The sequence below is a fragment of the Nitrosomonas sp. JL21 genome, from assembly GCF_009833095.1.
In the GTDB taxonomy this organism is placed as follows: domain Bacteria; phylum Pseudomonadota; class Gammaproteobacteria; order Burkholderiales; family Nitrosomonadaceae; genus Nitrosomonas.
Window position 1 is genome coordinate 37,205 of record NZ_QRCB01000015.1, and the last position, 16,232, is coordinate 53,436.

Consider the following 16,232-nt stretch of genomic DNA (forward strand, 5'->3'; position numbering starts at 1 on the left):
TTAAGCTCAATGCTCTTTTGATTAGTAAATTATCGCCAGCCTCGATGCCATCCATAGCGGGGATGGTGCCAACCCCAACCATAACCAACATGGTAATTCCATAAATACCCAGGGCCTGGACTGACATAGGTGGGTGCTACATAAACGACGCCTGGCGGTATTGCTGGTGCAACGGGTACCCCCACCACTGGTTGTGCTACACATCCAGCAAATAGGATTGTCAGTATTGCACTCAAGGTAATATTATTACACCATTTTTTCATTGTCTTGAGAGATTATTCCTGAATCGTGTCGAGAGAATTGACCAAAAAATCCCCGGTAACTTACAAATAAGTCGAGAATTACGCTCCAAAAAATTTTATCTGATTTTGCAAAGGTCTCAAACGATATCAAAATTGAACTGAATTTATGATTTGGAATATTATCAGGCCACTTTTTTCGATTCATTTTTGCCAAGATACAATCCTTGTTGAATTGTTTTATAGCATTCGCATGCTTTGTGCTCGAGGAGCAGCTTATTCTTCAATTCCATATGCCCACGACGATAATTGATAATTCCGTTGAGCTGGAATTTTCGCGCCAACTCAGTAATGCTTTCGCGCCGAACACCCAATAAATATCCAATTGTTTCATGTGTAATCGACAAATTCGTGGATTCCAGACGGTCGAATGTTAATAATAACCACCGGCTTAACCGTTGTTCCAAGGTATGGCGGCAGTTACACACGGAAATCTGTGAAACATGCACAAGAAATGTTTGAGCATACTCCAGCATCAAAGCCTTCAGCATTCCCCCGCGTCGGCCTCCGCTGCGGGCCAGCAATTCTTTCAACACTTTTACGGACATCTTATAGGCGTACCCCGCATGACTGACAACCGCCTGGGAAAAAGCCACGTTTTTATTCAATATGACCGAGATATCCAGAAAACCTTCCTTACCGACCATTTCAATTTCCACGGTCGAACCATCTTCAAGGGAGCATTGCAGAGACGCGAGCGCATTAATCGGGAAATAGATGAATTCAATTTTTTCATTGATTTCATAGAGAACCTCTGCTTGAGAAAGCGAGATTAATTCTAAATGAGGTATCAGGGTTTCAAGCTCAGATTGAGGAAGTTCTTTCAAAATATGGTTTTCACGAGGATCGAATGATTTTATGAGCATTATTTTCTCCTTCAGTTAGGAAATCATTAACCAAACGCTACAAGCATCAATATCATCTGGTAAGAATAATCTTTTTAATAGGTCTTCAATTTGAGTCTATTTAATTCGATATGAAAGGAAAAAGAAATAGGAGGAAATACGTACTGAAGCAAGAAAATCATCAAAATAGGCTGATCAGCTCTAACTAAGAAAATCACAAACCCATTAAAGAATAATCGTAACTACATGAACCACATATCAAATCCAAGGAATATCAAAGATTCCATGGGAAAATTTCTGACATCATCGGCATTTTGTATCCCATTCATATTTTAAATATGAATAATCAACATCCTGTATCAAACAAACAATGAAAAATAAGATTCGATTACGGTAAATCTATGTGTAATTACTTATCATCAGCCGGAAATATTTTTTAAAAAATTTTGCTGAGGTTAATTTTCAATAGAAATTTTATTTCTATACAGAAATTGGGAGGATGACGGCGTGTTTTTGAATCACATCCGCCCGGCTAAAAGACGACATCATAGGTTTTGCACTGGTTCGCAAGTTCCAGAAAACTGCCTGAGGTCATTTTTTTTAAAATTTGAGTGCGATGAATTTCAACTGTACGGGCGCTGATCTCCAACTGATTGGCGATTTCCTTGGTCGCTTTACCGGCGAGCACCAGTTGCAAGATTTGTTTTTCCCGGGCTGAAAGCGTGTTGAATTTTTGCAGGAAAAGCTTTTCTGATTCCAGCTCATCATTTTTTTGATGCTGTTTTTGTAATTCTGCTTGAATGCAATGAAATATATCTTCAATGGCAACCGGTTTCGTGAGGAAATCCACAGCGCCGGACTTCATCGCTTGCACCGTAATCGGAACCGTTCCATAGGATGTGAGGAAAATAATAGGTAAGCGGATATTCCGCCGGTCAAGTTCGGCCTGCAGTTCAATGCCATTCATTCCCGGAAGATTCAAATCCAATACGATACAGCCCGAGAGACTCATGTCATAGCTCTCCAGAAACTCCTCTGCACTGCTGAACAACTGACAATCGATATCAAGCGTCTCAAGCATCAGCCGCAGGCTGTCTCGAATGGCATCATCATCATCAATAATGAATACTCGCGAATGTTGCTTCATGATTCAAACGGTAACGTAAATTTAACGCACAATCCTTTTTTCGCATTCTGTTCGGCCCAGATTTTTCCGCCATACGATTCTATCAATGTCTTGCTGATCGGCAAGCCCATTCCTATCCCATTGGTTTTTGTAGAATAAAAAGGCTTGAATAACTGATGCAGCGTGTCGCTATCAGAAATACTTTTTCCGTTGTCGATCACCGATACCTCAACCATCGTGGCTTTAGGAGAAGGTAAATGGGTAACGATCGTCAGCACTCGGTCATTTTCTTTATTCCCCTCCATCGCTTCGAGCGCATTCATGACCAGCGCGATGATAACTTTTTCGATATGCAGCGGATTGACCGAAATATTTCGCAGATTCTCGGAGAACTTAAGTTTTATGGTGATGCTGGATAAATCTTCCGTGACGCGCATGTAGTTAAGAGCGCTATTGATGAGTCCATTAATGTCCGAAGAGATATTGCTTAATTTTTCGGTACTCAGGAAAACCATCAAATGCTTGATGACGTCCGTTGCGCGTTGTGATTGCTCGCAGCATTTATCAATGATGTCTTTTATTTTTGTTAAATCCGGCTCGTCCGTATCCAATGATTTCTTCAATACGAAACTATAAAAAGTCAACGCGGTGAGCGGCTGATGTAACGCGTGTGCAATGACTATCGCAGTCTGATTTGAAACGTAGAATTCGGTAAATTTTTCTATCGTATGGCGTTTTTTTATGAGCTCGCGATCTAGAAAATGAGTAAATCCTGAGTTGCTGGTAGCAAAGAATGACGTTTCCTGAGGGTTTTGCGACGCACTATCTCGAGAATTAACATAGGAATGGATGCCATCGCCATATGAAATCTTCTCGCGCACCTCAGACTCTGCCATCCCTTCGAAAACACCTTGTTTCTGTATATCCAATACAGCGGTATTTTCTTTATGCGTGCGTTTTAGCCATTCTTTCCAGCTAAGAGGCATTTTTTCCATAACTGCAGTGTCAATTGTTATCCGATTTATCAGTTTTATCTGACTTAGCTCTCAATACGAATACTATCAGCAACTCAAATAGCAGTGAACCACCAGGAATCATTGATTAATCGATGAAATGAATGGATGGGTATTTTTTACGATGGAAAAGAAATCATCAATTCTTTTATCTTGATCCAGTCAACACCGAAACGAATCCAGGCACATACTGTCGAATCTGAATTAAGCCAAGCGTAGAAAAATATAAACTCAAGTAATGATAAAAGTGGTTAATATAAGAACGATCTCAGCGCATATATCAAAAAACTAATCTAAGCACCAAGCGGCATCATCTTTTTTTCATAATCCGACATCATATCTTCCCATTAATACGATAATGTACCGGTTTCAGCACGAAATTTCACGGCCTCTCAATAGTTCCATATTTATCATTCTGGGCTTTCTTTTTATTCTCGACTTGTATGCGCCCTTAGGCATATCGGTCTGGATATTTTATTTCATTCCAATCGTTATTTCTTTCTTTTCCTTACAGCCCAATTTACCTTTCCTGGTCACCTTTCTGATTTCAATTTTTCTTTTTCTGGGCTTTAAGCTGAGCCCTCTTGGAATAGAAGAGAGCGTAGCCATTATTAATCGCAGTCTAGCGCTCATTTCATTCCTCGGAATTGCCATTGTAGGAAATATATTCATCCGCAATCAACTACAATCAAAAAAACATAATTGGTTGATTACGGGTCAGAATAAATTAAACAGTCAAATGGCCGGTGATTTGGTGTTAACAGAACTGAGCAATAAGATTTTGCGGTTTTTGGTGGACTATTTAGAAGCGAAAATCGGAATTATTTATATCAATGATCGGGAAATTTTTCGCCATATGAGCACGTATGGTGTATCAGTAAATGCGGTCTTACTTGACACGATTCATGCAGAGGACGGCCTGATCGGCCAGGCTTCTAAAGATAATCGCCCGATTTTCTTGTCTGAAATACCCAACGATTATCTCAAGATCGGATCGAGTCTGGGAAAAAGCTCGCCTCGGCATTTGGTGATCTACCCCTTCGTTTTGAACAATAAAACGAATTGTATTGTGGAGCTGGGTTTTTTCAATTTTCATGCGCAATCGACGACAGATTTACTCGATTTCGTCAGTAGATCCATTGCCTCAGCGGTGCAAGCAGCGCAAACTCATCTTCAAGTTCATGAATTATTGATCGAAACCCAGCGCCAAAGCGAAGAGCTCCATTCTTATAGCGAAGAGCTTGATAAGCAGAGTGAAACGCTCAAGCTGTCCAACGCACAATTGGAACAACACCAAAAAACCGTTGAAACCGCTAATCGCCAATTAAAAGAACAATCACGAATCTTGATTAGCCAAAATGAAAGCCTGATCAATGCCAACTTGGCCCTTGAATTGCAGAAACAGAAGCTGACTCAGATCAGCCGCTATAAATCCGAATTTCTCGCCAATATGTCGCACGAACTTCGCACCCCCTTGAATTCATCCATTATTCTGGCGCATTTACTGGCTGAAAATCGCGAAGAAAATCTCACCGACCTTCAATTGAAATACGCACAGACCATTGAAAACTCGAGCAACGAGCTCTTAGCGCTGATCAACGATATATTGGACTTGTCCAAAATTGAAGCAGGTCATATGACTGTGCTGCCGCAGAATGTAAATATCCTTGAATTTGTGGATAGCATGGAGGCTGTTTTTCAACCGATGTGCGCTCAAAAAGGCCTCCATTTCAGGAAAGAAATTGCTGATGGATTACCGCAAAACTTCATAACTGATCCTATCAGACTCGGCCAGATCATCAAGAACTTGCTTTCCAATGCCATAAAGTTCACTGAAACGGGTGAAGTCGCTTTATCTGTCACCACCGCGCCGGATGTCCATATCGCATTCATTGTCAGCGATACCGGTATCGGAATATCGGTAGAACAGCAATCCCTGATTTTTGAACCCTTCATCCAAGTCGACGGCGCGCTTAACCGTAAAAATGGCGGAACGGGTCTCGGATTATCGATCTGTATTGAGCTCATCCGGCTATTGAAAGGAAAGATTAATTTACAAAGCAGACTGGAACAAGGAAGTATCTTCACGGTGTTATTGCCGGAAGTGTTGGATATGCCCCAACTTCAACCAGACCTCGAACTTACACCGGCAATCTCATCCAGAACCGGGAATTCTGGGCTTTTGCCGGCTGCGGCAGAAATTTCTTTCGACCGTGCAGTATTGAACATATCAGAATTTCCCGAACATCCTCAACTTCCCCAGAATGAACCTATTATTCTCATTGTCGAGGATAATCCGGGATTTGCTCGCAGTACTCTCGAGCTGGCGAACTCTTTCGGATTTCGTGGGATCATTGCCGCTACGTCCGAAGAGGCCGTCAATCACCTGCATCCCCATACCCCGAGCCTGATCATCATGAATGGCAAATTCAAAGATGATGTCAAGGACTCTTTATTCGCCGCTGATGATCTGGAAATACCCTTGCAACTTCTGACCGCCAATGATTACTCATCCAATGACCTATCCGATGACACCCGAGAGTATTTTCTCAAGCCATTCATCCATCAAAAATTAATGGCCGATTTTCATCGTCTTCAAATGAAAACCCGGGAAAAATTGGCTCATGTATTGATCATCGAGGATGATCCCATTGAAAGAACGATGATGAGCGTTCTGCTCAATTCCAAAAAAATTGAAACCATTGAAGTTGGATCGGTACCTGAATGTTTGGAACAACTGGCCAAGGGCACGTTCGATTGTATGATTCTCGACCTTGGGTTACCCACGACGTCAGGATTTTCTCTACTTGAAACATTGAGTATGGAAGACCGCTATTCATTTCCGCCCGTCATTATCTATACCGGACTCGGGCTGACAGCGGATCAGGAATTATTCCTGAATAAATTTTCTCAATCCATCATTATCAAAGGCACTAAATCCCCCGAACGGTTATTGGATGAAATAATGCTATTCCTTGAAAGCACCGGATCATTCGTTGCTGATCGGAACACAACCGGACAAGTAAATGACTTAGCTGTTGATGTGTCTTTGGAAGGCAGGCATCTACTGATTGTGGAAGATGATATCCGCAATATTTTTGCGCTCACCAGTATTCTGGAACCTCGGGGCGCTACCATTCAAGTGGCGCGCAATGGCATGGACGGGCTGGAGGCTTTGCAGACTTCTCTGGACGGCGGCGAACAATCCATCGACTTGGTGTTAATGGATATCATGATGCCCAAGATGGACGGACTGACCGCCATCCGCAAAATTCGGCAACAATCCGCCTTCAAGGACATTCCAATCATTGCGCTTACCGCAAAGGCACGGCAAATCGATCATGACGAAACGTTGGCGGCAGGTGCGAATGACTATATATCCAAGCCTCTGGATACGAATAAATTCATCCCTCTATTGGCTAAATGGCTTAAATAAACGCAATGAGCACACGGGAAGATATTGAAGTCGATTTATTTTTGGAAGGCGTCTATCGCCACTATCATTATGATTTCAGGAATTATTCTCGAACCTTCATTAAACGCCGGCTTAACCTGATTAAAACGCTGCTTCAATGTGAGAGTTTTTCGATGTTGCAGCATCAAATACTGCATGATCCCCACTTGATGACCAAAATTCTGAATTACCTCACCATTCAGGTTGGCGACATGTTCCGCGACCCCGGCTATTTTCTTTCCCTGCGTCACATCATTTCCTCCTATTTATCGACCTACTCGTCAATCAAGGTATGGATCGCTGGCTGTGGCACAGGGGAAGAACTCTATTCGTTAGCGATTCTTTTCCGTGAAGAAGGTTTGGAAAGCCGGGCTCAATTTTTTGCGACCGATATCAATTTTGAAGCGCTGAAAAGGGCGGAAGCGGGCATTTATGCAGTGGATCGCCTCGAATCATTTGAAAACAACTATCGACACACTGATCCAAAGCACTCATTCTCATCTTATTACACGATCAAAAATAACTACGCAGTTTTTGATAGCGCATTGAAGGAAAACACCGTCTTTTATAACCATAGCCTGGTATCTGATTCGGTTTTTGCGGAAATGCATCTGATATCATGCCGCAATGTACTGATATACTTCGATAATTCTCTGCAGGAGCGTGCGATCGGCCTATTCAGCGATGCACTGATACGTAAAGGGTTTCTGGGATTAGGCGCCAAGGAAAGTTTGTATTTGTCTCCGCATGCCGGAAATTTCACTGAGTTTCAAAGGAAAGACCGCATTTATCAAAAAATGGCGCTGCAAGAACTACCTTTGCCAAGGGTTAGAGGTCACATAAAATTATAAGGGATGAAACAAGCTCGGCAGCTTGAGCTAATTTGCTGCTTCCTCGATTTGAAGAATTCAGCAGGAACTAATTCATAGACTAGGCGCCCATAACAAATGGGACTGGAATGACAGATTGAGGCAACGCGGGTTGGATCAGGTCGTCTCTGGAAATGTACATTCTTCACATTCCACGGATGAGTGAGAACTTCAACCCATCATGAGAAGCACCACGTTCCTTTCAATTATGCTACGATTTTTTCTTACAGCAGCAATACCCTTAATACCAGAACGTTATTTTTCGATCAGCAATAGAATTGATTCCTTAACAATTGGTTAACAATGATGCGTAGGTCTAAACGAATACCGCATGCTCAATCAACGGACGCAGAGGATAAAGCTAAGATCTTGATTGTGGATGATCGGCAAGAAAATATTTTAGTTTTGATGGGTCTGCTGAAACATGTCAATGCCGATTTCCTGCCCGCCGGGTGTGGCGAAGAAGCGTTGGAGTTGCTGCTGAAATTTGACTGCGCACTGGCAATCATCGATGTACAAATGCCGGGACTGAATGGCATTGAACTTGCAAAAATAATGAGGAGTGTAGAACGCACCAAGAAAATTCCCATTATTTTTGTGACCGCCGGCCCACGGAATGGCGAAACTTCCATCGATGGCTACCAGGCCGGCGCGGTTGACTTTCTCTACAAGCCCATCGTTCCTGAAATCTTGACCAGCAAGGTGCTGGTTTTCCTGCAGATCTATGAACAGCAACAAGAGTTGATCCGGCAAAGAGATGCCATTCATGAGTTAGCGCAAGAAAAATCCCGGCTCCTGGATGACCAGAGAGAGATTCAGAAGAAACTGGCCGCCAGTCAGCGCCAGCTCACGGCAATCATTAATACGACCAGCGCTCTGGTCTATCTGATCGATCAAGAAAATCGCTTCCTGCATGTGAATTCGCAATTTGAAAAAATATTCGGTCAAACGCTCGAGAATATCATCGGCAAATCAATTTTTGATGTGTTCTCTACAGAATCGGCGGCTCTGCATGAAGCGAACAACCTCAAGGTGATGACTGAGCTCCATACGATAGAATTCGAAGAGCCGCTGTATCAGTCGAATGATGTGTATTACTATTCTTCCGTAAAATCTCCGTTACTCGACGATGACGGCAAGCCCATCGGAATCGTGAGTATTTCCACCGATATCACCGGTCGTAAACAGATCGAGCAAGCGCTGCGCCAAGCCGATCGTCGTAAAGATGAGTTCATCGCAATGCTGGGACATGAATTGCGCAATCCCTTGACACCGATCAATACAATCGCCACGCTGCTGAACACTAAGTCGCTGGCACCTAACGATTTTAGGTGGGCGTGTGACGCGCTACAGAGAAATGTTCAAATCATTAATCGATTAGTCAGTGATTTGATGGATGTTTCCAGGATTACGCGGGGACTCATCACGCTCCATTTGGAGCATATCGAGATCATTAAATTGATCGAGGATGCTCTGCAGGCCATGAGTGAATTGATCAGCGCCAAACAACAGACGCTACAATTCACTTATCAGGAGCAATCCCTCATGATCTATGGCGATCAAGTCAGGCTCATGCAGATCTTCACCAATCTTATCCATAATGCCACCAAATATACGCCGATGGATGGTCATATCGACATCAACATGCGTGTGGACCAGAATAATGCCATTTTCCGCATTCAGGATAATGGAAGAGGGATTTCCGCCGATTTCTTGCCCAACATTTTTGAATTATTCGCGCAAGACAGCGATAGTATTCTGGATCATTCCCAGGGAGGACTCGGAATAGGATTGACGCTGGTCAAGAAACTCGTCGAACTCCACGACGGACACATTACTGCGCATAGCGAGGGATTGAATAAAGGCTCAACATTCACGGTTAACTTACCTTTACCCACTGAAGTGAATAGTCATTCAGAAGATGAAAAGCTTAACTATTCTTTTAATTGATGATCAACCCGATATCACTGAAAGTATTGGCATATTCCTGAGATTGGAAGGCCATACCGTACACATTGCCCGAAATGGTCAAGAAGGCATTGCCGAAGCGCAACGTTGCATGCCGCACATCATCATTCTCGATATCGGGCTTCCCGATCTCGATGGCCTCCAAGTTGCCCAGAAAATAAGAGCGCTTCCATCCCCATCCGTTAAGCAATGGATCATCGCGTTAAGCGGTTATGCGCCGTCCTGGCTGAAAACCGCCACGTCTCCTTTTGACAATTATCTGATCAAGCCTCCCGATATCCTTCAATTACAACACATCATTTCAAATTATCAAGCTGGATTGGATGCTCCTGACGCTCATCACTCCTGAGCGAATGCTGGAAAACGATTGCACACTTCTTCCAGACAGAAGCAAGCAATCAACCCCTTCGTTTGTTTGGGCACGAGATCACTCTGAAACAGCCGGTGAATGCGGCAGAGCCGCTACGGTCATCCTCGATCCGGGAGGATCGGATGAGTGATCATCAGCCCCGCCAGCAACTCTTTCAAAACATCGAGATCGACGGGCTTGATGAGATGATGGTCGATACCGGCTTCACGGGATTGAAGCTGGTCTTTTTCCTGACCCCAACCGGTCAAGGCAATCAAGGTCATCTCGCGACCGTCCGGCCGCTGCCTGATCCGCCGCGCTATCTCAAAACCATCCATGTCCGGCATGCCGATATCAAGGAATACGATCGCAGGATGAAAATCCTCGATGATAGCCAGTGCGGACAAAGCGTCGTTGGCGGTCATGACTTCGGCACCCATGAATCTCAGCATCATCGCCAGCGTCTCAGCAGCGTCATCGTTATCATCCACCACCAGGATGCGGTAAGCAGTCAAGTTAAGCATCCGCGGCTCGTTCTGTTGCTGGTCGCATGGCCGCCGATCATCTTGCGTCAGCGGCAACCGCACCACGAATTCACACCCTTTTCCGGGGCCGTCGCTGTGCGCCTCAACGCTACCGCCATGCATGGCGACCAGGCTCTTGACCAACGTCAGCCCAACCCCAAGTCCGCTTTGAGCCCGATACGAATTTTGCCTTCCCTGCATGAACAAATCGAAGATTCTCGGCAATATGTCGCCGCTGATACCCATACCATCGTCCCGCACCGATATGACCGCGCCGGTTCCGTCGCGCTCCGCGCTCAGCCATATATGACCGCCCTCCTGAGTGTATTTGGCAGCATTGTTCAGCAAATTGGCAAATACCTGTGTCAACCGCATCGCATCGGCTTCGAGGTGCAGCGGATCAGCAGGTAAATTGATATTGAGCTGATGCTGGCCCGCATCGATGAATGATCGGCTGGTTTCAACCGCGCTGCGCAGCACTTCGGCAAGATCGACGACTTCCTTATGCAATGCGATCCTGCCACGGGTGATGCGCGACACCTCCATCAGATCGTCCACCAATCGCACCATATGATGGACTTGGCGTTCCATCATCGTATAGATGTTTTTCATGGTGTCGCTACTGACCCCGGGCATGCGCAGAATGTGCAGACCGTTGCTGATCGGGGTCAGCGGATTTCTCAATTCATGAGCCAGGGTCGCCAGGAATTCATCCTTACGGCGGTCAGCGTCCTGCAGAGACTCTTCGGCACGTTTCTGCGCATCGATATCGATGTTCATGCCGACCCATTTCTGAATCTCACCGCTCGACGAACGAATCGGCGTCGCGCGGAAATTCGTCCAGCGCCAGCCTTGATCACGGTGTTTGAGGCGAAACTGGGCATTGATGGTGCGCTCCATTGAAATAGCTTTACGCCATTGACGCTCGGCATACTCGCGATCGTCGGGATGGATGGCATTCACCCAGCCATAGCCCAGCCATTCGTCGAAGGTCTGACCGGTGTAATCGCGCCAGGTCGGGCTATCGTCGACGACGACGCCATCGGCATTGGTTTCCCATACAGCCTGGGCATAGGATTCGATCAGGTTGCGGAAACGCTCTTCACTGATCCGTAACGATTCCTCGCTCTGCTTTTGTTCGATGAAATCGGCGGCCTGGCGCGCCAGTAAATCGAGGCGCCATAAATCCTGTTCATCCGGCGTATGACGGTGAGACCAATGGGTAGTCAAGATGCCCAGCAGCCGGCCGTTGCGCGTGCACAGCGGTGTGGATTGTACTGCCCGCACTTTGGCGGCCCGCAGTACCGGCAATGACGCGCTACCGGTGAAGATGGGACTTTCCTCCACATCGGGCACAACGATGCGCTGATTCTGGTGAGCGGCAACACCGCAGACCGACGCCACATTCTCAGGCACGGCAAAAAAATCCAGGAAATCCCGGTCATGACCGGCCTGTGCGACTATCTGCAACGAATCCCCTTGAAGTAATTGCAATGTGCCTTTATCGGCCAGCATGATCTTGACCGCCACATCAATAATTTCCTCGAACAATGACGTTATTTCCGTACCGTCGGCCATGCGTCCGCTTAACGCTTGCATGCGCATCAATGCCTGAAAGTCGGCGGAGAGCGCTTCTTCGATCTGCTTGCGCTCGGTGACATCGATCGATACGCCGACGTGGCCGAGATACACATCATTGACATCAAATAACGGTTGCGCGTGATTATCGAACCAACGCCATTTCCCATCACGGCGGCGAAGCCGGATCTGATTCTTCCACGGACGCTGCTCACGTACAGCCGTCATATAGCCGCTGGCATACGCTTCTTTTTCATACGGATGCACCAGCACCTGCCAGCCTGTTCCCAGCAGTTGCTCGGCAGTCAAGCCGGAAAAATCAAGGTATTGCTGATTGACAAAAATATTCTTGCCGGTGTTATCGTTATGCCAGATCAATGCTGGCGCAGTGTTGGCGAGTGTCCGGAATCTCGCTTCGGACAAGCGCAGGGCTTTTTCAGCCCGGGCCCGTTCCACGCGTGAAAACAATCGATTCGAGAATTCCTTCATCAGCTCGATTTCGTCATTGCGCCAACGCCGTGGCTCGACATTCGTGACAGCAAGAAATGTCGTCCAGCGATCATTCCAATGAAACGGCACTACGACAAATGCGCCTACTTTAAGTTTGGCGCAGTTCTGAGCATCGGTGTTCTGATCCGTTGCGGTATCCGATACGACAAAAATTTCTCCCGCTCGACTGGCATGGATAAATTCCTCGGATAAATAATCCTTCAGCCGAAACGTTTGTTTCAGGCTTGGTACCGTGTCAGCCGTCCAGCCGTAGTGCACTGTCACCGCATCTTCGGTCTCATTGACATCCGCAAATACGCACCCAGTCGACTTCAGAAATTCACCCAGCTTGGCGCCGGCAATTTGCATGATCTCATCCGGGGTGGATAAGTGCGTCAGCTCTTTTCCGATCATGTCGAGAAAAGTAGTATTCAGTTCCCGCTGTTTTCGCTCCGAGATATCCACGATCGCGGCAATGGCCGACTGTGGATTCCCGGACGCATCCAATGCCGCCGTGATGTTCACACTCACCCATATGCGCTGCCCATCTTTGCAGATCAATTGCTTTTCCAATTGAAAAGATTCGCCGCTTTCCCGCAAACGCTCAAATAATCGTTTGTTTTCGTCGAGAATGATCGCATCGGTCAGTTCCCAGATACTTTTACCAATGATTTCCTGCTCGGAATAATCCAGTATCTGACAGAATGTCTGATTGGCAAAAATCACTGTGCCGTTCAGCGCCGTGCGGCAGATGCCGACATTGGTCTGGTTGACCAGCGCGCGAAAATTCGCTTCGGATTCCCGCAATACCGCGTCCGATTGTTTGCGTTCCAGATAGTCGGCGGCTTGGCGGGCGAGCAGATCCATCAAACGCAGGTCTCTTTCGCTGGGCCGGTGAGGCTGGGCGAAATGGGTTGAGATCATGCCCAGCAATGCACCGCTGCCGCTCACCAGCGGCGTCGATTGCACCGCCCGAACACCGGCATCCAGCAGAACAGACTGCGAGACCTGTCCGGAAAAAATCAGACTTCTGGTAATATCCTCCACCACGATCCGCCGGTGCAATTGCATCGTCGCGCCACAAACCGAGGCTTCGTCCGGCCTTACGGCGGCGAAGAATTTCAAGAAGGGTTCTTCGAAATTGAGATGCGCTACGATCTGCAGCGAGGCCGTTTCTGCATCGAAGATTTGCAGATTGCCCTTGTCGGCGCCCATGATCATGACCGCGGCCTCGACGATGACGTCCAGACAATGTTGCACGTCCTTGCCCGCCCGCACGCACAGATTACCGACTTCATACAGCCGCCGCATTGCCGCCAAATCGGCCAGCATGCGGACTTCGCCGGCCTGGCGGATGCGCGACATGGCAAGATGAGCCTGTATCCGGGCAAGCAGTTCACGGGCGCTGAACGGCTTGGCCAAGTAATCGTCCGCTCCCGCTTCCAACCCTTCGATTCGCGCCTCTTCCCCGGCCCGTGCCGACAGCAGAATCACCGGCAATGCCTTGGTTCGATCGTTCTCTCGTAAAGCGCTGAGCAGGCCGAAACCATCCAGGTGCGGCGTCATGACATCTGCCAACACCAGATCCGGTAGTTTAAATCTGATCTGCTCGAGTGCTGCCTGACCGTTCTCCACCACTTCAACGACGTATGCGCCACTCAAAAGATGACACAGGTAGTCGCGCATATCTGCATTATCATCAACCACTAAAATACGATCCTGCGACGCAGAAGAAAATACGGCTACCGAATCACTTCTCATCCCTGGCGCATCAGGTTTCTCTTCTTCGGTTGGCGGCAACCATCGCCATGCCTCTTCAATGAAATACTGCGCATCGTTGAAGGCCGGCACGATCTTTCGCGCAACCCGGATCTGGTCGGCCGGCAAATGCATGCTACCCGTCGGAATAGACACCGTGAAAATGCTTCCTTTGCCCTCCTGGCTTTGAACAGTGATCTCCCCGCCATGCAGCTTCACCAGTTCATGGACTAGGGAAAGCCCGATGCCGGTGCCTTCCTGCGTTCTGGAGCGTGTTTGACTCACGCGATGAAAGCGCTGAAAGATCTGCGTCAGTTCAGATTGCGGAATGCCCTCGCCGGTATCGCTCACGGCGAGTTCGACATGATCCCCGCGCCAACGCAATGTCACGCGAATTTCGCCCGCAAACGTGAATTTGAATGCGTTTGACAGCAGGTTGAGCACGATCTTTTCCCACATGCTGCGATCGATATACACTGGGTCGGGCAATGAGGGGCAATCCACCGTCAACGCGAGGCCGGCTTTTTCAAGCGCCGAACGGAACGCGCTGGCAAGGTCTGCAGTCAGTACCGTCAATTCGGTAGGTTCATAGTTGGCATCGAGCCGGCCTGCTTCGAGGCGGGAAAAATCCAGCAACGAATTGACCAGTTTCAACAATCGCAGACTGTTGCGATGGGCCAAGCGCAGCGGCATCCTGATCTGTTCCGGCAATTCACTCTGCCCGTGCATCAGCAGTTCTTCCAATGGATTCAGCATGAGCGTCAGCGGCGTCCGGAATTCATGGCTGACATTAGAAAAAAATTGGGTCTTGGCGCGATCGATTTCAGCAAGAGCCTTGGCGCGCTTCTTTTCCTCTTCGTGGGCACGTGTGTTGCCCACCGCAGCGGCGATCTGGCTAGCGATCAGTGCATAAAAATTGCGGTACATGTCATCCAATCGCAAGCGCGCGCTCACACCGGCCACCAGTACGCCCACAGGCTGCTGAGTCACAGCCGATCGAATTGGCGCCACTACCGCCTGCTGCGGCCGATCAGACCACGGGCCGGCGGGTACGGCCGCGTCCAAGTGACGCGCCAAGTCGTCGATAACCGTGAGTTGTCCGCTGCGTAAGACGTCCCGGAGTGGCCAAACCTGGTGATCCTCACAGTGTATATCAATCGCCACCGGACAACCCGCGCTCTCCGGATCAACACCGGCACTGCTTGCGAGCCGGGCAATTTTCCCATCGGCATCGAGCAGGTAAATCAGCGCAAAGGGTACATCCTTGTCATAATCGTTCAGAATAGCTGAGGCAATGCAGCATGCTTCCAGATCGGTCTTGGCCTCGGCAGTTCCGGTGCTGAGTTCATACAATGCCTTCACGCGGCGTTCGCCGACGACTTTTTCGGTGATCTCATGCACGGTGGCGAGCACGCCACCGATGCCATTGCGCGCAGTGTCGTCCGGCACCGGGCTGTAGGCGACGGTAAAGTGAGTCTCTTCGGTAAATCCGCAGCGATTGATTTCGACAAAGAGGTCATCTTCCCAGGTCGCGGCTCCGCCGTTGAAAGGCGTGTCGATCAGTGGCTGCAGAATGGGCCATATCTCATGCCAGCATTTACTGACGGGCTGGCCCAACGCTTCGGGATGCTTATTGCCCAGTATCGGACGATAGGCATCATTGTAAATGGATACATACTCGGACCCCCACCACAGCAGTAGCGGAAATCGATTGGCCAGCAGAAACGGCACCATCATTCGGAGCGCAGCCGACCAACTCTGGGTCGGGCCTAGCGGCGTCTTCGACCAGTCCAATTCCCGCATTAGCCGCGCCATCTCGCTATCACCGGGAAAAAGAGCGCTTATTCTGTCATCGTTTTGCATCAGTCATAATATTCTCATCCATCGCTCGCCTTATCATTAAAACATGGGGATCTTTCCCAGCAAAAGCAAGCTCATTCTTATACGCCGCATCACGGCT

The 16,232-nt window shown here is 47.8% G+C and carries 9 protein-coding genes; 4 read left to right on the forward strand and 5 right to left on the reverse strand.

The window, feature by feature from the left end; genetic code table 11:
- Positions 1-29: 29 nt before the first annotated feature.
- The 4 genes from ABF87_RS05525 to ABF87_RS05540 all read right to left on the reverse strand — a co-directional run bounded on the left by ABF87_RS05525 (position 30) and on the right by ABF87_RS05540 (position 3,256).
- Positions 30-263 carry a hypothetical protein gene (locus tag ABF87_RS05525; protein WP_160828140.1) on the reverse strand — a complete coding sequence of 78 codons (234 nt, stop codon included), beginning with the start codon at positions 261-263 and terminating at the stop codon, positions 30-32.
- 161 nt (positions 264-424) lie between these two features.
- Positions 425-1,165 (reverse strand): Crp/Fnr family transcriptional regulator, encoded by a 741-nt coding sequence (locus tag ABF87_RS05530; protein ID WP_160828141.1) that lies wholly within the window; start codon positions 1,163-1,165, stop codon positions 425-427.
- 511 nt (positions 1,166-1,676) lie between these two features.
- Positions 1,677-2,291 (reverse strand): response regulator, encoded by a 615-nt coding sequence (locus tag ABF87_RS05535; RefSeq protein WP_160828142.1) that lies wholly within the window; start codon positions 2,289-2,291, stop codon positions 1,677-1,679.
- Positions 2,288-3,256 carry an ATP-binding protein gene (locus ABF87_RS05540; protein WP_160828143.1) on the reverse strand — a complete coding sequence of 323 codons (969 nt, stop codon included), beginning with the start codon at positions 3,254-3,256 and terminating at the stop codon, positions 2,288-2,290. The genes ABF87_RS05535 and ABF87_RS05540 overlap by 4 nt, the downstream gene beginning before the upstream one ends.
- A gap of 766 nt (positions 3,257-4,022) precedes the next feature.
- Here ABF87_RS05540 and ABF87_RS05545 point away from each other — a divergent pair.
- From ABF87_RS05545 to ABF87_RS05560, 4 genes are all read left to right on the forward strand, one after another.
- Positions 4,023-6,719 (forward strand): response regulator, encoded by a 2,697-nt coding sequence (locus tag ABF87_RS05545; protein WP_160828144.1) that lies wholly within the window; start codon positions 4,023-4,025, stop codon positions 6,717-6,719.
- 5 nt (positions 6,720-6,724) lie between these two features.
- Complete coding sequence (locus ABF87_RS05550) at positions 6,725-7,588, forward strand: CheR family methyltransferase (RefSeq protein WP_160828145.1); 864 nt, start codon at positions 6,725-6,727, stop codon at positions 7,586-7,588.
- 393 nt (positions 7,589-7,981) lie between these two features.
- Complete coding sequence (locus tag ABF87_RS05555) at positions 7,982-9,556, forward strand: ATP-binding protein (RefSeq protein ID WP_345789883.1); 1,575 nt, start codon at positions 7,982-7,984, stop codon at positions 9,554-9,556.
- The gene (locus ABF87_RS05560) at positions 9,528-9,923 is read left to right on the forward strand and encodes a response regulator (RefSeq protein WP_160828147.1); all 396 of its coding nucleotides are present in this window, start codon (positions 9,528-9,530) and stop codon (positions 9,921-9,923) included. The genes ABF87_RS05555 and ABF87_RS05560 overlap by 29 nt, the downstream gene beginning before the upstream one ends.
- Positions 9,924-10,042: 119 nt before the next feature.
- On the opposite strand, the gene ABF87_RS05565 is transcribed toward ABF87_RS05560, so the two are convergent.
- Positions 10,043-16,135: a PAS domain S-box protein gene (locus ABF87_RS05565; RefSeq protein ID WP_160828148.1), complete on the reverse strand. Its 6,093-nt coding sequence runs from the start codon at positions 16,133-16,135 to the stop codon at positions 10,043-10,045.
- Positions 16,136-16,232: the final 97 nt, after the last annotated feature.

Excerpts from the sequence above, each read along its gene's own strand:
- ABF87_RS05525 (WP_160828140.1), bottom strand. The coding sequence starts at position 263 with ATGAAAAAATGGTGTAATAATATTACCTTGAGTGCAATACTGACAATC.
- ABF87_RS05530 (WP_160828141.1), bottom strand. The coding sequence starts at position 1,165 with ATGCTCATAAAATCATTCGATCCTCGTGAAAACCATATTTTGAAAGAA.
- ABF87_RS05535 (WP_160828142.1), bottom strand. The coding sequence starts at position 2,291 with ATGAAGCAACATTCGCGAGTATTCATTATTGATGATGATGATGCCATT.
- ABF87_RS05540 (WP_160828143.1), bottom strand. The coding sequence starts at position 3,256 with ATGCCTCTTAGCTGGAAAGAATGGCTAAAACGCACGCATAAAGAAAAT.
- ABF87_RS05545 (WP_160828144.1), top strand. The coding sequence starts at position 4,023 with ATGGCCGGTGATTTGGTGTTAACAGAACTGAGCAATAAGATTTTGCGG.
- ABF87_RS05550 (WP_160828145.1), top strand. The coding sequence starts at position 6,725 with ATGAGCACACGGGAAGATATTGAAGTCGATTTATTTTTGGAAGGCGTC.
- ABF87_RS05560 (WP_160828147.1), top strand. The coding sequence starts at position 9,528 with ATGAAAAGCTTAACTATTCTTTTAATTGATGATCAACCCGATATCACT.
- ABF87_RS05565 (WP_160828148.1), bottom strand. The coding sequence starts at position 16,135 with ATGCAAAACGATGACAGAATAAGCGCTCTTTTTCCCGGTGATAGCGAG.